General features: G+C 72.2%; 16 protein-coding genes. 11 read left to right on the top strand and 5 right to left on the bottom strand.

The genetic code is table 11. The features are described 5' to 3' along the window. Positions 1–261 precede the first annotated feature (261 nt). Both HGAM_RS11780 and HGAM_RS11775 read left to right on the top strand, forming a co-directional pair. Complete coding sequence (locus HGAM_RS11780) at positions 262–1,572, top strand: HNH endonuclease signature motif containing protein (protein ID WP_019145699.1); 1,311 nt, start codon at positions 262–264, stop codon at positions 1,570–1,572. Positions 1,573–1,600: 28 nt separating this feature from the next. Then, positions 1,601–2,143 (top strand): dihydrofolate reductase family protein, encoded by a 543-nt coding sequence (locus HGAM_RS11775; RefSeq protein ID WP_019145698.1) that lies wholly within the window; start codon positions 1,601–1,603, stop codon positions 2,141–2,143. A gap of 21 nt (positions 2,144–2,164) precedes the next feature. Here HGAM_RS11775 and HGAM_RS11770 read toward each other — a convergent pair whose 3' ends face one another. After that, positions 2,165–3,088: a tRNA (adenine-N1)-methyltransferase gene (locus tag HGAM_RS11770; RefSeq protein WP_019145697.1), complete on the bottom strand. Its 924-nt coding sequence runs from the start codon at positions 3,086–3,088 to the stop codon at positions 2,165–2,167. A 42-nt stretch (positions 3,089–3,130) separates the two neighbouring features. Continuing rightward, positions 3,131–4,063, bottom strand: coding sequence for a site-2 protease family protein (locus HGAM_RS19055; RefSeq protein WP_019145696.1), 933 nt, complete (start codon positions 4,061–4,063; stop codon positions 3,131–3,133). An 86-nt stretch (positions 4,064–4,149) separates the two neighbouring features. Here HGAM_RS19055 and HGAM_RS11760 point away from each other — a divergent pair, with 86 nt between their 5' ends. Further along, positions 4,150–5,001: a RecB family exonuclease gene (locus HGAM_RS11760; protein WP_019145695.1), complete on the top strand. Its 852-nt coding sequence runs from the start codon at positions 4,150–4,152 to the stop codon at positions 4,999–5,001. Between the two features lie 91 nt (positions 5,002–5,092). Here HGAM_RS11760 and HGAM_RS11755 read toward each other — a convergent pair whose 3' ends face one another. Continuing rightward, the gene (locus HGAM_RS11755; RefSeq protein WP_019145694.1) at positions 5,093–5,737 is read right to left on the bottom strand and encodes an HAD family hydrolase; all 645 of its coding nucleotides are present in this window, start codon (positions 5,735–5,737) and stop codon (positions 5,093–5,095) included. 255 nt (positions 5,738–5,992) lie between these two features. On the opposite strand from HGAM_RS11755, the gene metH reads away from it, so the two are divergent. The 5 genes from metH (at position 5,993) to HGAM_RS11730 (ending at position 13,394) form a co-directional block, all read left to right on the top strand. Next, positions 5,993–9,679: a methionine synthase gene (gene metH / locus HGAM_RS11750; protein ID WP_245532125.1), complete on the top strand. Its 3,687-nt coding sequence runs from the start codon at positions 5,993–5,995 to the stop codon at positions 9,677–9,679. Positions 9,680–9,827: 148 nt separating this feature from the next. Next, positions 9,828–10,778, top strand: coding sequence for an iron-containing redox enzyme family protein (locus tag HGAM_RS11745; RefSeq protein ID WP_019145692.1), 951 nt, complete (start codon positions 9,828–9,830; stop codon positions 10,776–10,778). Beyond that, positions 10,771–10,983, top strand: coding sequence for a CDGSH iron-sulfur domain-containing protein (locus HGAM_RS11740; RefSeq protein WP_020691588.1), 213 nt, complete (start codon positions 10,771–10,773; stop codon positions 10,981–10,983). Before HGAM_RS11745 ends, HGAM_RS11740 begins: the two co-directional genes overlap by 8 nt. A gap of 11 nt (positions 10,984–10,994) precedes the next feature. Continuing rightward, positions 10,995–12,491, top strand: a complete 1,497-nt coding sequence (locus HGAM_RS11735) for an FAD-dependent oxidoreductase (protein ID WP_019145690.1) — start codon at positions 10,995–10,997, stop codon at positions 12,489–12,491. A gap of 60 nt (positions 12,492–12,551) precedes the next feature. Further along, a complete protein-coding gene (locus tag HGAM_RS11730) occupies positions 12,552–13,394 on the top strand; it encodes a PAC2 family protein (RefSeq protein WP_019145689.1) in 843 nt (280 codons plus the stop codon). Here HGAM_RS11730 and mshC read toward each other — a convergent pair whose 3' ends face one another. Further along, complete coding sequence (gene mshC, locus HGAM_RS11725) at positions 13,395–14,618, bottom strand: cysteine--1-D-myo-inosityl 2-amino-2-deoxy-alpha-D-glucopyranoside ligase (RefSeq protein ID WP_019145688.1); 1,224 nt, start codon at positions 14,616–14,618, stop codon at positions 13,395–13,397. It abuts the gene before it with no gap. Between the two features lie 82 nt (positions 14,619–14,700). Here mshC and corA point away from each other — a divergent pair, with 82 nt between their 5' ends. Then, entirely contained in the window at positions 14,701–15,666 is a 966-nt protein-coding gene (gene corA / locus HGAM_RS11720; protein WP_019145687.1) for a magnesium/cobalt transporter CorA, read from the top strand. Positions 15,667–15,788: 122 nt separating this feature from the next. Here corA and HGAM_RS11715 read toward each other — a convergent pair whose 3' ends face one another. Next, positions 15,789–16,619 carry an undecaprenyl-diphosphate phosphatase gene (locus HGAM_RS11715; protein ID WP_019145686.1) on the bottom strand — a complete coding sequence of 277 codons (831 nt, stop codon included), beginning with the start codon at positions 16,617–16,619 and terminating at the stop codon, positions 15,789–15,791. A gap of 48 nt (positions 16,620–16,667) precedes the next feature. On the opposite strand from HGAM_RS11715, the gene HGAM_RS11710 reads away from it, so the two are divergent. Together HGAM_RS11710 and HGAM_RS11705 are read left to right on the top strand one after the other, a co-directional pair. Further along, positions 16,668–17,621, top strand: a complete 954-nt coding sequence (locus HGAM_RS11710) for an aldo/keto reductase (RefSeq protein WP_019145685.1) — start codon at positions 16,668–16,670, stop codon at positions 17,619–17,621. Continuing rightward, positions 17,621–17,803: a DUF5703 family protein gene (locus tag HGAM_RS11705; protein ID WP_019145684.1), complete on the top strand. Its 183-nt coding sequence runs from the start codon at positions 17,621–17,623 to the stop codon at positions 17,801–17,803. The genes HGAM_RS11710 and HGAM_RS11705 overlap by 1 nt, the downstream gene beginning before the upstream one ends. The last annotated feature ends 49 nt before the right edge of the window (positions 17,804–17,852 follow it).

Raw genomic sequence — 17,852 nt, 5'->3', positions numbered from 1 at the left:
CGATGATGACGCTGTTGGGTGCTTGGCGGGGCGGGTTGTCGGCTCGCCCTCGCCCCGTTCGCTGAGCTTGTCGAAGCTCTTTCTCGTGTGGGCGACCTACGGGCTGATGACGAGGTCGTTGGGTGCTCAGCGCTGCGGTTCGTCGGCCCCGTTCGCTGGGCTTGTCGGTGCGGGAAAAGTGCTGAGCTGCTGGGGATTTCCCATTGTTCCTGTCGCCCCTCCGAGGTAGACTAGAACAAACGTTCGACACGGGGGTCTCGGATGATCAGCGACCAGGTTCAGGCACTGCTGGAGGAGTCCAGCGTGCTCGAGCCGTGGCGCCTGACCGGCGATCAGATCCGTTCGGAGCTGCGAGCCGCGGCTGAGGCGGTGGCCGGGTTGCAGGCCCTCACCGTGAAGCTGACGGCTGCCGCCGAAGGCCTCGACCTTCCCCGTGAGGATGGCTGCACCTCCCCCACCGTCTGGCTGGCCAGCACGACCAACGTCTCGAAGCGGGAGGCCTCCAAGCTCGTCTCCCTGGCCCGCCTCGACCCGACGCGCGGCACCATCACCCGCGAGCGATGGGCGTCCGGCCGGCTCACGACCGAGCAGGCCCACATCATCTTGAAGGCCCTCGACCAGCTGCCGGAGTGGTTCGTGGACGAGCAGCACGACGACGCCGAAGCCACGCTGCTCGAGCACGCATCAGAGTTCGGGGCGGACGACCTGCGCCGGCTGGCGAACCGGATCGTGGAGGTCGTGGACCCGGACTCCGCGGACGAGATCATCGGGGCTCAGCTGGAGCGGCAGGAGAAGCAGGCGTGGGACGAGACCCACCTGTCCATCACGAGGATGGGTCGTGGTCGCAGCAGCATCCGCGGGGTGCTGCCGGACGTGCAGGCCGACATGCTCAAGACCGTCCTCGAAGGACTCGCCTCACCGCGGCGTGACGGGGCGATCTTCCGCGACGTCGACGGCGAGCACTCCGACGCCGAGATCGGACGGCTCGACCACGCCCGCCGCACGGGCTTGGCCCTGTGCGAGCTCGTCGAGCACCTCCCGCAAGACGCGTTCCCGCAGGCCGGTGGTGTCGCCGCGACCGTGACGATCAACCTGGACTACGACGACCTGCGTGAGCGGGTCTCCCGGGCGACCCTCTCGACCGGGAGCGACGTGAGCGCATCGCAAGCGCGACGGCTCGCCTGCAGCGCCAACCTGATCCCCGTCGTGCTCGACGGCGACTCCCGGGTCCTCGACCTCGGCACCAGCAAGCGTCTCCACGACCGCTACCAGCGCATCGCCCTCGCCACCCGCGACAAGGGCTGCTCCTGGAAGGGCTGCGACCGCCCACCCGGATGGTGCGAGGCCCACCACCTCACACCATGGAGCCACGGCGGCGACACGAGCATCGACAACGGCGCCCTGTTCTGCTTCTTCCACCACCACCTGCTCCACGACACCGACTGGCAAGCCAGATTGAGCCAGGACGGCGTCGTCGAAGTCATCCCACCACCACGCATCGACCCCCAGCAGCGACCCTTGCGTCACGCCCGCCACGTCCACCACCGACCACGCGCGCTAGAACCCGCCTGACGCACCCGCACGGGGCTAGCGTCCTGCCATGGGACGTCTCCTCTACTCGATCAACGTCACCCTCGACGGCTGCGTCGACCACCGCTCCGCGCTCGCCGACGAGGCGCTGCACCGGCACGCCATGGACGGGCTCGCCTCGGCCGACGCCCTGGTCTTCGGGCGCGTGACCTACCAGATGATGGAGGACGCATGGCGGCCTCCGGCGTCCGACGCGATGCCGGAGTGGACGCAGCCGTTCGCCCGGGTCATGGACGCGTCCCGCAAGTACGTCGTGTCCAGCACGCTGGAGAGCGTCGACTGGAACGCCGACCTGGTGCGGGGCGACCTCGCCACCGCGGTGACGACCATCAAGGCCGAGCACGACCGCGTGCGCACCGGCGGCGTCCAGCTGCCACGCGCCCTGGCCGAGCTCGGACTGATCGATGAGTACGAGCTCGTGGTCCACCCGCGGGTCTACGGACAGGGGCCGCGGCTGCTCGACGGGCTGACCGCGCCGCTCGACCTCGTGCTGACCGGCACCGAGGAGGTCGGCTCCGGCGTCGTCGCTCGCAGGTACGAGACGCGACGCTAGGCCTCGGTCGTCATCCGACGGTCAGACGCCTTCGGGACGCGGACCCTTGTAGTCGGGGCCGTACGCACCGGGCGCCGGGCGACGGGTCTTGCCCAGCGACCGCTCCCCCGGAGCCATCCGGCGGGCCGTCACCAGGTACGCCGTGTGGGCGCCGGCGCCGTGTGCGGGACGCACGGCCAGGCCCTCGAGGTGCCAGTCGCGGGTCAGCGTCTCGAACGCGTGCGGCTCGGTGAACCCGCCGTGCGCCCGGACGGTCTCGACGAACAGCGACATCTGCGTCGTCGTCGCCACGTAGGCGCACACGATGCCGCCGGGCGTGAGCCGGTCGGCGACGAGCTCGACGCACGTCCACGGGTCGACCATGTCGAGGATGAAGCGGTCGACGTCGGTGTCGGTGCAGGTCTCGCGCAGGTCGCCGACGGTCAGGTTCCAGGCCGGGTGCTCGCCCAGCAGCTGGTGGACGTTCTTGCGCGCGGTCTCGGCGAACTCCTCACGGATCTCGTACGACGAGAGCCGGCCCGTGGGGCCGATCGCGCGCAGCAGGTACGAGGTCAGCGAGCCCGAGCCGGCACCCGCCTCGACCACGTGCGCGCCGGGGAAGATGTCGGTCTGCACCAGGATCTGGGCAGCGTCCTTGGGGTAGATGATCGCGGCGCCGCGCGGCATCGAGACGACGTACTCGCTCAGCAGCGGCCGGAAGACCTGGTACTCACCGTCGAGCGAGGACCGCACGATCACGCCCTCGGGACGTCCGATCAGGTCGTCGTGCTTGATCTGACCCTTCTTGGTCGAGAACTCCTTGCCGGCCACCAGCTGGATGTTGTGCTTGCGGCCCTTGGCGTCCACGAGCCGCACCCAGTCGCCCTCGGCCATCGGTCCGCGGCGCACCCCGGACCAGGTGGGCTCGGCGGGCTGGGCGGCGTCGGTGGTGGGGTCCTGGCTCATGGGTGAATCCTCCCAGCCGCAGGCGCGCCCGGGACGACAGGGTCAGGCGGTGGCGCGCCGGTACGCGGCGTCGACGTCGGCGGCGCGCAGCGACCCCACCGGGCGCCCGCCCTCGTCGACGAGCGCGTAGACCGGCGCCGGGTTCATCGCCACCGACCGGAGCAGCGCCACGCCGCGCAGGTCGACCGGCAGCGGGGGCGCGCCCTCGGGCGGTGGCTCGGCGACGGCCAGGTCGCGGGCGACGATGACGTCCAGCGCCGCGGCCCAGCGGGTCGCCTGCAGGCTCTGGACGGCGCCGGACCACAGGAACCACGCGATGAGTGCCGCCAGCACGACGTCGAACGGCTGGACGTCCGTGCCGCGCGTGCGGGCGAGGACGAACGGCAGGGCCAGCGCACCGACCGCGAAGACCTGCCCGCAGCGCGCGGCCACGACCGTCGCCAGCGACTGGTCGCGCAGCAGGCCCCAGAGCACCGCGCGGAGCACGTGGCCGCCGTCGAGCGGAAGGCCCGGGACGAGGTTGACCGCGCCGACGACGATGTTGACGTAGGCGCTGGCCAGCAGGATGCCCTCGACCGCGGGTGGTGTGTGCGGTGCCGCCACGAGGGACAGACCGCCGAGGGCGAGCGAGGTGAGCGGACCGACGACGGACGTCCACAGCTCCTGCGCGGGGGTGCGGCTCTCCCCCTCGATGACCGTCTCGCCGCCGAGCAGGTGGAGCGTGATCGACGAGACCGGCATCCGGTAGAGCCGGGCCGCGACCAGGTGCGCGCACTCGTGCAGGAACACCGACACGTAGAGGACGACCACGAGGACGAGCGCCGCGAGCACCGGCGACGAGTAGCCGACGAGCTCGAACTGCGGGGCGAACAGCGCGACGAGCACGACCGCCATGACGAGCAGCGACGGGCGCACCAGCACGTCGACGCCCGCGACGCGGCCCAGCCTGAGCCCACCGGGCAGTCTCGTGCTCACGCGACCAAACGTAGAGGTCGCGCCCCCGCGCGGCGCGCCCGCCGCGCGTCCGGGGACTGTCGGTGCCCGCCACTAGGCTCGGGGCCATGACCGAGACCGTGCCGAGCGAGACCTCCGAGCCCGCCGTCGTGGGGTCGCTGTCGCCCAGCCGGGCCTCCGACTTCACCGCGTGCCCGCTCAAGTACCGGCTGCGGGTCATCGACAAGGTGCCCGAGCCGCTCGACCCCGTCGCGGTGCGCGGCACGCTCGTGCACGCGGTGCTCGAGAAGCTGTTCGACGCCGAGGCGCCGCAGCGCACGCTCGACGCCGCTCGCGGCCTGCTGCCCGGCAGCTGGGCCGCCCTGTCCGACGAGGACGAGCGCTGCGGCTCGCTGTTCGACGCCGACGCCGAGCACGAGGCCGCCTGGCTGGCCGAGTGCGAGCAGCTGCTGGCCAGCTACTTCCGCATGGAGGACCCGCAGTGGGTCGAGCCGGCCGAGCGCGAGATCAAGGTCGAGCACGTCCTCGACGGCGGCCTGCGCCTGCGCGGCATCGTCGACCGGCTCGACGTGGCGCCCGACGGACGCATCCGCGTCGTCGACTACAAGACCGGCAAGGCGCCGAACGAGCGCTTCGCCGACAAGGCCATGTTCCAGATGCGGTTCTACGCGCTCGTCGTGTGGCGCACGCGCGGCGTGATGCCGTCGCTGCTCCAGCTGATGTACCTGGGCGACGGCACCTTCCTGCACTACGTGCCCGAGGAGGCCGACCTGCTCGCCACCGAGCGACGGGTCAAGGCGCTGTGGTCCGCGATCGAGACGGCCACGCGCACCGGCGAGTTCCTGCCGCGCAAGGGGCCGCTGTGCGGCTGGTGCTCGTTCCAGGCGCTCTGCCCGGCCTGGGGCGGCACGCCGCCGCCGTACCCGGGCCACGAGCTGCCCGCCGCCACCGCGTCCTGAGCGGCGCCGCCGTTCGCGGCTTCGACAGGCTCAGCCGGCGGGGCTCGTCGCAGCGAGCGGTGCCCCGCTCCCTGAGCTTGTCGAAGGGGGCTCAGGCCAGCAGGGCGCGCAGGTCGTCCGGGGTCATCCCGGCCAGCGTCGTCCGGTGGGTCCGCTGCGCGGCCTGCGGCACGGCGACCATGTTCGGCACCGCCAGCACGTGGCAGCCCGCGGCGTTGGCCGACGTCGCACCGGTCGAGGAGTCCTCGACCGCCACGCAGGCGGCCGGGTCGACGCCGAGCATCCGGGCGGCGGTCTCGTACGGCTCGGGGTGCGGCTTGCCGTGGGTCACCGCGTCACCGGTCACCACCGCCGCGAACGGCAGCTGGTCGGCCACGACCTTGGCCAGGGGCACGTACGACATCGTCACGAGCGCCTGCGGCACGCCCTCGGCGTCCAGCGCCTTGACCAGCTCGACCGCTCCGGGGCGCCAGGAGGCGTCACCGCCGGCGAGCCCGGCCGCGACCTCGGTGACGAGGCGGTCGACGATCTCGGCCGACGTCAGTGGCAGGTCCAGCTTCGTGCGGATGATCTCGCCGCTGACCTCGAGCGCGCTGCCGACGAGGTCCAGCCCGTCCTGCTCGGTCCAGACCTTCCCGTGCTCGGCGGCGATGCGCCCCTCCGCCGCCATCCACAGCGGCTCGGTGTCGACGAGGGTCCCGTCCATGTCCCACAGGACGGCAGCGAGCGCGGTCATGCCGACAACCCTACGGAGGCGCCGCCGGGCACCGGCGACGGGCACGCCTCGCCGAGTCCGTCTGGCGAGACACCTGACCGACACGTGAGACCACGCCCCGAGACGGTCCCGTGCGAAGTCGCCCTCCGCGAGTACCGTGGCACTGCCCCACGACTGCGAGGACCCTCCTTGAACCTCCCTGCTGCTCACCGCCCCGACGCGACTGACGCGCTGACCTCGGCCCTGCACGCGCGCGTGCTCGTGCTGGACGGCGCCATGGGCACGATGATCCAGCGTCGCCGGCTCGAGGAGGCCGACTACCGCGGCGAGCGGTTCGCCGACTGGCCCAGCGACGTGCGCGGCAACAACGACCTGCTGAGCCTCACGCAGCCCGACGTCATCCGCGAGATCCACCGCGAGTACCTCGAGGCCGGCGCGGACGTCGTCGAGACCAACACGTTCAACGCCCAGCGGGTGTCGCTGGCCGACTACGGCATGCAGGAGCTGGCCTACGAGCTCAACGTCGCCTCGGCCCGGCTGGCCCGCGAGGCGGCCGACGCCGTCGCCACCGACGAGCGTCCGCGTTGGGTGGCCGGCGCGATCGGGCCGCTCAACCGCACCGGCTCGATCTCGCCGGACGTCAACGACCCGGCGGCACGCAACATCGACTTCGACACGATGGTCGAGGCCTACCTCGAGCAGGCCCGGGGCCTGGTCGACGGCGGTGCCGACCTGCTGCTCATCGAGACCATCTTCGACACGCTGAACGCCAAGGCGGCCATCTTCGCGGCCGAGACGTTGTTCGAGGAGCACGGCCGGCGCTGGCCGGTCGTCATCTCGGGCACGATCACCGACGCGTCCGGCCGCACCCTGACCGGGCAGACCACCGAGGCGTTCTGGAACTCGGTGCGCCACGCCCGTCCGCTCATGGTCGGGCTCAACTGCAGCCTCGGCGGCAAGGAGCTGCGGCCGTACGTCGCCGAGCTGGCCCGCATCGCCGACTGCTTCGTGCACGCGTACCCCAACGCCGGCCTGCCCAACGCGTTCGGCGAGTACGACGAGGCCCCCGACGACACCGCCGGCACGGTCAAGGAGTTCGCCGAGAGCGGGCTGGTCAACCTGGTCGGCGGCTGCTGCGGCACCACGCCCGACCACGTCGCCGCGATGGCCCGCGACGTCGCCGGTGCGACCCCGCGCGTGCCGCGGGTCTTGCCGCCCGCGCTGCGCCTGTCCGGGCTGGAGCCGGTCACCATCGACGACGACTCTCTGTTCGTCAACGTCGGCGAGCGCACGAACATCACCGGCTCGGCCCGATTCCGCCGGCTCATCAAGGAGGGCGACTACACGACCGCGCTCCAGGTGGCCCGCCAGCAGGTCGAGAACGGCGCGCAGGTCATCGACGTCAACATGGACGAGGGCATGATCGACGGCGTCGAGGCGATGGTGCACTTCCTGCGCCTGGTCGGCTCCGAGCCCGACGTCTGCCGCGTGCCGGTGATGATCGACTCCTCCAAGTGGGAGGTCATCGAGGCCGGGCTCAAGAACGTCCAGGGCAAGAGCATCGTGAACTCGATCTCGCTCAAGGAGGGCGAGGAGGCGTTCGTCGCGCACGCCCGGCTGTGCCGCAAGTACGGCGCCGCCGCGGTGGTCATGGCCTTCGACGAGGACGGCCAGGCCGACTCGCTCGAGCGCCGGCAGGAGATCTGCGGCCGCGCCTACCGCATCCTGGTCGAGCAGGTCGGGTTCCCGCCCGAGGACATCGTGTTCGACCCCAACGTCTTCGCCGTGGCCACCGGCATCGAGGAGCACGCCACCTACGGCCAAGACTTCATCGAGGGCGTGCGCTGGATCCACGAGAACCTGCCGCACGCGCGCACGTCGGGCGGCATCTCGAACGTCTCGTTCTCCTTCCGCGGCAACAACGCGGTGCGCGAGGCCATCCACGCCGTCTTCCTGTTCCACGCCGTCGAGGCGGGCCTCACCATGGGCATCGTCAACGCCGGCGCCCTGGTCGTCTACGACGACGTCGACCCAGAGCTGCGCGACCGCATCGAGGACGTCGTCCTCAACCGACGCCCGGACGCCGCCGAGCGCCTGCTGGAGATCGCGGCCGAGCACGCGGGCGACGGCACGGTCGAGGAGGCCGCCGTCGAGCAGTGGCGCTCGCTGCCCGTGGCCGAACGCATCACCCACGCGCTGGTGAAGGGCATCGACGACCACGTGGAGGCCGACACCGAGGAGCTGCGCGCCGACCTGGCCGCCCGTGGTGCGCGTCCGATCGAGGTCATCGAGGGCCCGCTCATGGACGGCATGGGCGTCGTCGGCGACCTGTTCGGCTCGGGCAAGATGTTCCTCCCCCAGGTCGTGAAGTCCGCGCGGGTCATGAAGAAGGCCGTGGCCTACCTGATCCCGTTCATCGAGGCCGAGAAGCAGGGCACGAGCACGCGCGACACCGCCGGCACCGTCGTGCTGGCGACGGTCAAGGGCGACGTGCACGACATCGGCAAGAACATCGTCGGCGTCGTGCTGCAGTGCAACAACTACGAGGTCATCGACCTGGGCGTCATGGTGCCCGCGCAGAAGATCCTCGACGCGGCGAAGGAGCACGACGCCGACGTCATCGGCCTGTCGGGCCTCATCACCCCGTCGCTGGACGAGATGGTGTCGTTCGCCGCGGAGATGGAGCGCCAGGGCCTGGACCTGCCGCTGCTCATCGGCGGTGCGACCACCTCGCGCGCCCACACCGCGGTCAAGGTCGACCAGAAGTACCACGGCCCGGTCGTCTGGGTGAAGGACGCGTCCCGCTCGGTGCCGGTCGTCTCGGCGCTCATGTCCGAGACCCGCCGCGACGCGCTGCTGGCCGAGGTCGAGGCCGACTACGTCCAGCTGCGCGAGCGGCACGCCGGCCGCCAGGACAAGCGGCGGCTGCTGCCGCTGGAGCAGGCCCGTGCGAAGGCCACGCCCATCGACTGGTCCGGCTACGAGCCGCCGCGGCCGCCGATGCTCGACCAGCCGGTCACGACGTGCGAGCACTGCGGCGCCGAGACCGGTCTGTACGTGAGGCACCTGCACGAGCACCCGCTCGACGACCTGCGCCCGTACATCGACTGGCAGCCGTTCTTCAACGCCTGGGAGATGCGCGGCCGCTTCCCCGACATCCTCAACAACCCGGCGTCCGGCGAGGCCGCGCGCAAGCTGTACGAGGACGCCCAGCAGATGCTCGACAAGGTCGTCGCCGAGAAGTGGTTGACCGCCAACGGCGTCGTGGGCCTGTTCCCCGCCGACCGGGTGGGCGGGGAGGACGTCGCGGTCTACGCCGACGACTCGCGCACGCAGGTGCGCGCCGTGCTGCACCAGCTGCGCCAGCAGACCGAGGGACGCGAGGGGGCGCCGCGGCGCAGCCTGGCCGACTTCGTCGCGCCGCACGAGACCGGCCTGGCCGACCACGTCGGTGCGTTCGCCGTCACCGCGGGGCTCGGCAGCACCGAGCGCATCGCCGCGTTCAAGGCCGAGCTGGACGACTACAGCGCGATCCTGCTCGAGTCCCTGGCCGACCGCCTGGCCGAGGCCTTCGCCGAGCGGCTGCACGAGATCGTCCGCACCGAGCTGTGGGCGTACGTGCCCGACGAGCAGCTCGGCAACGAGGAGCTCATCGCCGAGAAGTACCGCGGCATCCGCCCGGCCCCGGGCTACCCCGCCTGCCCCGAGCACACCGAGAAGCGCACCATCTGGGAGCTGCTCGACGTCGAGCGGGCGACCGGCATCCAGCTCACCGACTCGATGGCCATGTGGCCGGGCGCGTCGGTCAGCGGCCTGTACTTCTCGCACCCGCAGTCGCAGTACTTCGTGCTGGGTCGAGTGGGTCAGGACCAGGTCGAGGACTACGCCGCCCGCAAGGGCTGGACGATGGCCGAGGCCGAGCGCTGGCTGGCGCCGAACCTCGGCTACGAGCCGGAGGACTGACCTCCGCCGGACGGCCTCGCACCCCGAGCGGGGAGCGGCGCTCCTCACGTCCGTCTCGACGAGCGGACCCACGCCCGGTTGGGCAGAGTGGGAGCAGTCGAACGATGGAGGTCGCCATGACGAACCCGCTTCCCCCGGCAGGTGCCGCTTGCTAGCCCCGAAGGCCCGTGGCTCGCTCAGCGAGCAGGTGCTCTCCGCGCTCACGTCCGGGCAGGTCTCCCCTGCCCTCCGCGACGTCGCCCACGACGGTCACGAGGACGCCCAGGTCACGCTCTGGTCCCTGTACGAGCTGCACTACCGCGGCTTCGAGGACGTCGACGACGCCCTCGAGTGGCACCCCGACCTGCTCGCCGTCCGTGCCGGCCTGGAGGCCGAGCTCGAGGCGACGCTGCGCGACCGCTGCCCCGAGGTCGACCTCGGCGACGACTTCGCCGCCGGTCTGTTCTCGTTCATCGAGGACCACGACGGCCCGTCGGTCGCGCGCTTCGTGCAGCGCGACGCGACGCACGAGCAGGTCATGGACCTGCTGCGCTGGCGCTCGATCTACCACCTCAAGGAGAGCGACCCGCAGGCCTGGGTCGTCCCCCGGCTCTCGCCCGGCCCCAAGGCCGCACTGATGGAGCTGCAGTACGACGAGTTCGGCAACGGCGATCCGCAGCTGCTCCACGCCCACCTGTTCGCGCAGGGGCTGGCGGCCAGCGGCCTGCGACCCGACTACGGCGCCTACATCGACGAGGCCCCGGTGGAGGTGCTGGAGGAGAACAACGCGATGAGCCTGTTCGGCCTGCACCGCCGGCTGCGCGCCGCGTCGCTCGGCCACCTGGCGGCCTTCGAGGCGACCAGCTCCGGCCCGTCGCGGCGCATGTCCCGCGGGTTGAACCGGCTCGGCTTCCCGGCGGAGATGTCGGCCTACTACGACGAGCACGTCGAGGCCGACGCCGTCCACGAGCAGCTCGCCGTCCGCACGATCGCCGGTGCGGTCGTCGCCGAGGACCCGTCGCTGGTGCAGGACGTCGTCCTGGGCGCGTTCACCTGCCTGGACCTGGAGGACCGCTTCGCCGAGGCGGCGCTGACCCGGTGGGGCGCGAACGATGCGTGAGCCGGCACAGGCACCGACGCCCACGGTCGTCATGTGCCCGGGCGGCCCCATGCTGCTGCGCGGCAAGCACGTCGTCGAGGACGCCGACGGCAACCTGCACGAGACCCGACGTCCGGTGAGCGCGGTGTGCCGCTGCGGCAAGTCCGCGCTCCAGCCCTGGTGCGACGGCACCCACAAGGTGCTTCCCGAGCGCGACCGACCCTGAACGGAGACCCGATGACCTCGGTCTGGAACGCTGACCTGCCGCACGACCCTTCCGCCCCGCTCGAGGACGGCGCCCGCTACGACCACGTCGTCGTCGGCGCCGGGCTCACCGGGCTCGCGACCGCGCTGCTGCTCGCCCGGGCCGGTGAGAGCGTCTGCGTCGTCGAGGCCCGCACGCCCGGCGCCGTGACCACCGGCAACACGACGGCCAAGGTGTCGCTGCTGCAGGGCACCAAGCTGTCGCAGGTGCTCAGCCGCCGCGGCCCGGCCGTGGCGCGAGACTACGTCGAGGCCAACCGCGAGGGCCAGCAGTGGCTGCTGCGCTTCTGCGAGGACCACGGTGTCGACGCCCAGATCCGGCCCGCCGTCACGTACGCCTCGTCGCCGCAGCAGGTCTCGACCGTCCGGCGCGAGCACGAGGCTGCGTCGTCGCTGGGCCTGGACGTCCGCTGGCACGACCGGCTGGACGTCCCGTTCGAGCTGTTCGGCGCCACGCTCCTGCCCGGCCAGGGCCAGGTCGAGGCCGGCCAGCTCGTCACGGCGCTCGCCCGCGGCCTCGAGGCTCACGGCGGCACGATCGTGCACGGCACGCGCGTGACGAAGGTGCGCGTCCACGGCGACGAGGTCAGGGCGCAGGTCACGGACGGCCGCACGGTCGTGGGGCGGCACCTCGTCGTCGCCACCGGAACGCCGTTCCTCGATCGTGGCCTGCACTTCGCGCGCCTGGACCCGAAGCGGTCGTACGCCTTGACCTTCTCCGGCGTCCCCGCGCCCGAGGGCATGTACCTGTCGGCCGGGCAGCCCAGCCGCTCGATCCGTGACGTCCCGCGGGCCGACGGCACGCTGCTCATGGTCGGCGGCTCCGGCCACGACGTGGGCCGCGACCCGAGCCCGGCCAAGCACCTGGACGAGCTCCGCGCCTGGACGCAGCGGAACTTCCCCGGCGCCGTCGAGACGCACGCCTGGTCGGCCCAGGACTACTCCCCCGCCGACCACATCCCGTACGTGGGCGAGCTGCCCGGCTCCGGCGGACGCATCTTCGTGGCCACCGGCTACGACAAGTGGGGCATGTCGCAGGGCGTGGCCGCGGCCCGGGCGATCTCGTCCTGGATCCTGGGCAACGACCCCGAGTGGGCCCGCCCCATGCGCGCCAGCATGCCCACGCTGAGCGGCGCGGCGAAGTCGGCCCTGACGAACGCCAAGGTCGGGCTCGAGCTGGCCAAGGGCTACGTCCGCGCCGAGCTGGCCCCGCTGCCCGCCCGCGCGCCGGCGGAGGGCGAGGGCGTCGTGGGGCGCCGCGGCGTCAAGCCGGTCGCGGTGTCGACCGTCGACGGACGCACCTGCGCGGTCAGCGGCGTGTGCACCCACCTCGGCGGCGTGCTGCGCTGGAACGACGCCGAGAAGAGCTGGGACTGCCCGCTGCACGGCTCGCGCTTCGCGGCCGACGGCAGCGTGCTGGAGGGCCCGGCGACGCGTCCGCTGTCCCGCACCGAGGCACCGAGGCCCTGACCACGTCCGTCCCCCTGCGCGTCGGCGCGCCGCATCGCGTCCGGCCCGTAGGGTGGACATGTGGAACCTGAGATCCCCGAGCTCCGCCGGCCCTGGCTCATCGCCTCCTTCGAGGGCTGGAACGACGCGGCCGACGCCGCGTCGGGCGTCGTCGACCACCTGATCGACGAGTGGGACGCCAAGCCGCTGGTGGAGATGGACCCGGAGGACTTCTACGACTTCCAGGTGAGCCGTCCGCACATGGTGCGCGACGACGACGGCAACCGCGTGATCCAGTGGCAGACCAGCGCCATCTACTACGCCTCCCCGCCCGGCTGGGACCGCGACGTGCTGCTCGTGCGCGGCCTGGAGCCCAACTACCGCTGGCGGCTGTTCGCCTCGACCCTCACCGGTCTGGCCAGCCTCGCCGGAGCGACCGACGTCGTGCTGCTCGGCGCCCTGCTCGCCGACAGCCCGCACACCCGGCCCGTGCCGGTGCAGGGGCAGAGCACGGACCCGGTCATGACCGACCGGCTGTCGCTGACCGAGTCGACGTACACCGGGCCCGTCGGCATCAACTCCGTCGTGGCCGACTCCGCCGCCGAGCAGGGCATGGGCGTCGTCTCGCTGTGGGCGGCGGTGCCGCACTACCTGGCCGAGCCGCCGTGCCCGAAGGCGACGCTGGCGCTGCTGCACCGGCTCGAGGACGTCATGCAGGTGCCGCTCCCCCAAGGCGTGCTGCCCGAGATGGCCGACGCGTGGCAGCGCGGCGCCGACGAGCTGCTCGACAACGATCCCGACGTCGCCGAGTACGTGCAGGCGCTCGAGAGCGAGCGCGACGAGAGCGAGCTGCCCGAGGCGTCCGGCGATGCGATCGCGCGCGAGTTCGAGCGCTACCTGCGTCGCCGGGGCACCGGCGAGTAGCTAGAGCGCGACGCCCAGCAGGGCGTCCACCACGGCCCGCACGGTGGCCGGCGCGGACTCGTCCGTGCCCTCGGTCGCGGCCCACTCGTCGATGATCGTGAGCGCACGCGGCGCGTCCAGGTCGGACGACATCGCGTCGCGGACGTCGGCGACCAGCGAGCCGGCGTCGGCCCCGGCCGGACGCTCCACGGCGGCCCGCCAGCGCGCGAGCCGCTGCTCGGCGGCCTCGAGGTCGCCCGCGAACCACTCCCAGTCGCTGCGGTAGTGGTGGCCGAGCAGCGCCAGGCGGATGGCCATCGGGTCGTGCCCGGCCTCGCGCAGGCGCGAGACGAGCTCGAGGTTGCCCTTGGACTTGCTCATCTTCTCGCCGTCGAGCGCGACCATGCCGGCGTGCACGTACGCCTTCGCGAACGGCTCGCCGGTGGCGACCTGCGCCTCGGAGGCCGACATCTCGTGGTGCGGGAAGACCAGGTCCGAGCCGCCGCCCTGGACGTCGAAGCCGGTGCCCAGGTGGTGCAGCGCCATCGCCGAGCACTCGACGTGCCAGCCGGGGCGGCCCTTGCCGAACGGGCTGTCCCACGACGGCTCGCCCGGTCGCTCGGCGAGCCACAGCAGGCAGTCCAGCGGGTCCTTCTTGCCCTCACGCTCGGGGTCGCCGCCGCGCTCGGCGAACACCGTCGCCATCACCGCGGCGTCCAGGTGCGACACGCCACCGAAGGCGGGGTCGGCGTGGACGTCGAAGTACAGGTCGTCGTCGACGCGGTAGACCGCGCCGGCCTCCTCCAGACGTCCGATCAGGGCCACGACGAGGTCGATCGCCTCGACCGCGCCCATGTAGTGCTGCGGCGGGATGATGCGCAGCGCCGTCATGTCGGTGCGGAACAGCTCGGTCTCGCGCTCGGCCAGCGCGACCCAGTCCTCGCCGGTGGCGTCCGCGCGCTCGAGCAGCGGGTCGTCGACGTCGGTCACGTTCTGCACGTAGGTGACGTCGAGGCCGCGGTCGCGCCACACGCGCTGCAGCAGGTCGAAGGCCAGGTAGGTGGACGCGTGGCCCAGGTGGGTCGCGTCGTAGGGGGTGATGCCGCAGACGTACATGCGGGCGGTGCCCTCGGGGTCGAGCTCGCGCGCCGCACCGGCCGCGGTGTCGTGCACCTGCGGGGCCGGGCCGCGGCCCAGTCCGAGAGCGTCGAGCGAGGGGATGTCAGGTGCCGACCACGAACGCATGCACCGAGCCTATCGGGAGCCGCCCGAGCCGCACGGCCCCGTCACCGCGCCGCGCGTGACCGGGCCCGCGACAATGGCTCCCATGATCATCGACTGCGCGGTCTACCGGCACGGCGAGCGGCACGAGGTCGACACCGACCCGGTCTCGCTCAAGGCGGCGCTGGCCGAGCTGGACGACGCCTGCGACTTCCTGTGGATCGGCATGCACGAGCCCACGCGCCAGGAGCTGGACGCGGTCGCCGGGCCCCTGCAGCTGCACCCGCTGGCCGTCGAGGACGCGATCGAGGCCCACCAGCGGCCGAAGGTCGAGCGCTACTCCGACCACCTGTTCGCGAGCGTCAAGACCGTCACGTACCGCGACGACGACGTGCGCACGCAGGAGATCAACGCGTTCCTGGGCGAGCACTACCTGCTGACCGTCCGGCACGGGAAGGGCGCGGACCTGAAGGCGGCACGGCGCGACGCCGAGCGGGCCGACCACGAGCTCGAGCACGGCCCGGTCGCCGCGCTGTACGCCGTGCTGGACCACGTCGTCGACCAGTACGAGGCCGTCGCCGCCGAGCTGGAGGCGGACGTGCAGGAGGTCGAGACGTCGGTGTTCTCGCGCGAGCGGACGTCGGACTCGTCCCGGATCTACCGGCTCAAGCGCGAGACGCTCGAGCTGCGCCGGGCCGTCCTGCCGCTGCGCGAGCCGCTGCACCGGTTCGCGACCAGCGCGATGCCCGAGCCGAGCCGGCCGTACTTCCGCGACGTCTCGGACCACCTCAACCGGGCCGCCGACACCATCGACAACATCGACCACCTGCTCGACAACGCGCTCAACGCCCACCTGGCCCAGCTGAGCGTCCAGCAGAACGAGGACATGCGGAAGCTCACCGCGGGCGCCACGATCTTCGCCGTCCCGACGGCCATCGCGGGCGTCTACGGCATGAACTTCGAGCACATGCCCGAGCTGACCTGGACCTACGGCTACCCGGTGTGCCTGGCGTTCATGGGCGTCGTCTGCGGCTACATCTACTGGCGCTTCAAGCGCTCCGGCTGGCTGTAGACCGTCCCCAGCCTGAGCGGTGAGCCGGCAACCGAACTGGTACCCCATTCGGTTGCGAGCTCACCGCTGAACGGGCGGAAGGCTTGCGCACTCACCGCCATGCGGCGGGGTGAGCGGACGGCTCAGGCGACGCCGGCGGTGATGACGCCCGCGCCGGCCAGGATCAGCACCAAGCTGCCCAGCGCGATGCGGTAGGCCACGAACGGCGCGTACGAGCGGGTGCTGACGTACCGGAGCAGCCAGTGGATCACCGCCAGACCGATGACGAACGACACGACCGTGCCCACCAGCGTCGGCACCGTGCCGTACTCGTTCTCGCCGCCGGGGATGTCCTTGAGGCTGAACAGGCCGGCGCCGACGACGGCGGGGATGGCGAGCAGGAAGGCGTAGCGGGTGGCCGCCGCGCGCTCGTACCCCAGGAACAGGCCCATCGAGATGGTCGCGCCGGAACGGGAGACGCCCGGCACGAGCGCCGCGGCCTGGGCCAGGCCGAACAGCACCGCGTGGCCCCAGGTGAGCGACTCGATCGGCCGGGTCTTGCGCCCCACGCGCTCGGCGATGCCCAGCACGACGCCCAGGACGATCAGGGTGGTGCCGATGACCCACAGGTTGCGGAACTCGCTGTCGATCAGGTCCTGCAGGAGCAGGCCGAGGATGACGATCGGCACCGAGCCGACGATCACGAACCAGCCCATCCGCCACTCGAGCGCCTCGCGCGCCTCGGGCTTGACGAGACCCCGTAGCCAGCCGGTCGCGATCGTCCAGATGTCGCGCCAGAAGTACAGGACGACGGCGAGCTCGGTGCCGATCTGGACCACGGCGGTGAAGGCCGCGCCGGGGTCCTCCCAGCCGAAGAACTTGGGGAAGATCGCGAGGTGGGCGCTGCTGGAGATCGGGAGGAACTCCGTCAGGCCTTGGAGGACGCCGAGAACCACGGCCTTGAACAGATCCACGGCGCGAGCCTACCGACGCCGTCGCGAGCGGCCCACTAGCCTGGCCGCATGGAGCGACGTCGTCTCGGACGCACCGGGCTGGAGGTCTCGCGCCTCGGCCTGGGCACGATGCAGTGGGGCCGTGGCGTCGACGCGGCGACCGCGGGCGAGCAGCTGACGGCCTTCCTGGACGCCGGCGGGTCGCTCGTCGACACCGCCGCGCTCTACGGCGACGGGCGGGCCGAGGGACTCCTCGGCGAGCTCGTCGACAAGCTCGGCTGCCGCGACGACCTCGAGCTGGTGAGCAAGTCCGGCCTGCGCCGCCGCGGCGAGGACGTCGTCCGCGACACGTCCCGCGGGCACCTGCTGACCCAGCTCGACCGCACGCTCGCCGCCCTCGGCACCGACCACCTCGACCTGTGGCTCGTCCACGTCTGGGACGACGCCACCCCCGCCGAGGAGACGTTCGCCGCGCTCGAGCACGCCGTCGAGACCGGCCGTGCCCGCTACGTCGGCGTCTCGAACTTCAGCGCCTGGCAGACGTCCTGGGCCGCGGGCTGGCTCGCCGCGCGGCCGGCGGGCGTCCACCTGGCCGCGACGCAGGTCGAGTACTCGCTGCTGCGCCGCACCGTCGAGACCGACCTCGTGCCCGCCGCGGCCGCCCACGGCCTGGGCCTGCTGGCCTGGTCGCCGCTCGGGCGCGGCGTGCTCACCGGCAAGTACCGCGGTGGCGTCCCCGGCGACTCGCGCGCCGCGCACCCGGAGTGGGAGTCGTTCGTCGGCGCCTACCTGACGCCGGCCCGGTCGCGCATCGTCGAGGCCGTGGCCCGCGCCGCCGAGGGGCTGGACGTCTCCCCCACGCACGTCGCCCTCGCCTGGCTGCGCGACCGCCCGCAGGTGGGCACCGCGCTGCTGGGCGCCCGCACCACCGACCAGCTCGAGCACGCGCTCGCCTCCGAGCACGTGGAGCTGCCCGTCGAGATCGTCCAGGCCCTGGACGACGTCTCCGAAGGAGCGCGCTAGTGGAGTACGAGTTCCGGAACCTCACCATCGACCGGAGCGAGTCGCGCAACGCCGTGCGCAAGCTGCTGACCGACTACGCCGAGTACCAGGGCTGGGAGCTCGCCCGGCTGCGCAAGGACCGCACCGGCAAGCGCACCGTCGTGCTGCGCCGCAAGATCATCCGGATGCGCGCCACCCTCTGAGGCTGGCACCTGCGCGCTGAGCGTGACGTTCTGCACGCGACACGCCGGT

The sequence above is a fragment of the Aeromicrobium massiliense JC14 genome (genome assembly GCF_000312105.1).
GTDB classification, from domain to species: Bacteria; Actinomycetota; Actinomycetes; order Propionibacteriales; family Nocardioidaceae; genus Aeromicrobium; species Aeromicrobium massiliense.
This window is presented reverse-complemented; position numbering and strand designations above follow the sequence as displayed.

Bases quoted from the DNA above. Each gene is read 5' to 3' on its own strand.
- HGAM_RS11780 (WP_019145699.1), top strand. From the start codon at position 262: ATGATCAGCGACCAGGTTCAGGCACTGCTGGAGGAGTCCAGCGTGCTC.
- HGAM_RS11775 (WP_019145698.1), top strand. From the start codon at position 1,601: ATGGGACGTCTCCTCTACTCGATCAACGTCACCCTCGACGGCTGCGTC.
- HGAM_RS11770 (WP_019145697.1), bottom strand. From the start codon at position 3,088: ATGAGCCAGGACCCCACCACCGACGCCGCCCAGCCCGCCGAGCCCACC.
- HGAM_RS11760 (WP_019145695.1), top strand. From the start codon at position 4,150: ATGACCGAGACCGTGCCGAGCGAGACCTCCGAGCCCGCCGTCGTGGGG.
- HGAM_RS11755 (WP_019145694.1), bottom strand. From the start codon at position 5,737: ATGACCGCGCTCGCTGCCGTCCTGTGGGACATGGACGGGACCCTCGTC.
- metH (WP_245532125.1), top strand. From the start codon at position 5,993: ATGGGCACGATGATCCAGCGTCGCCGGCTCGAGGAGGCCGACTACCGC.
- HGAM_RS11740 (WP_020691588.1), top strand. From the start codon at position 10,771: ATGCGTGAGCCGGCACAGGCACCGACGCCCACGGTCGTCATGTGCCCG.
- HGAM_RS11735 (WP_019145690.1), top strand. From the start codon at position 10,995: ATGACCTCGGTCTGGAACGCTGACCTGCCGCACGACCCTTCCGCCCCG.
- mshC (WP_019145688.1), bottom strand. From the start codon at position 14,618: ATGCGTTCGTGGTCGGCACCTGACATCCCCTCGCTCGACGCTCTCGGA.
- corA (WP_019145687.1), top strand. From the start codon at position 14,701: ATGATCATCGACTGCGCGGTCTACCGGCACGGCGAGCGGCACGAGGTC.
- HGAM_RS11710 (WP_019145685.1), top strand. From the start codon at position 16,668: ATGGAGCGACGTCGTCTCGGACGCACCGGGCTGGAGGTCTCGCGCCTC.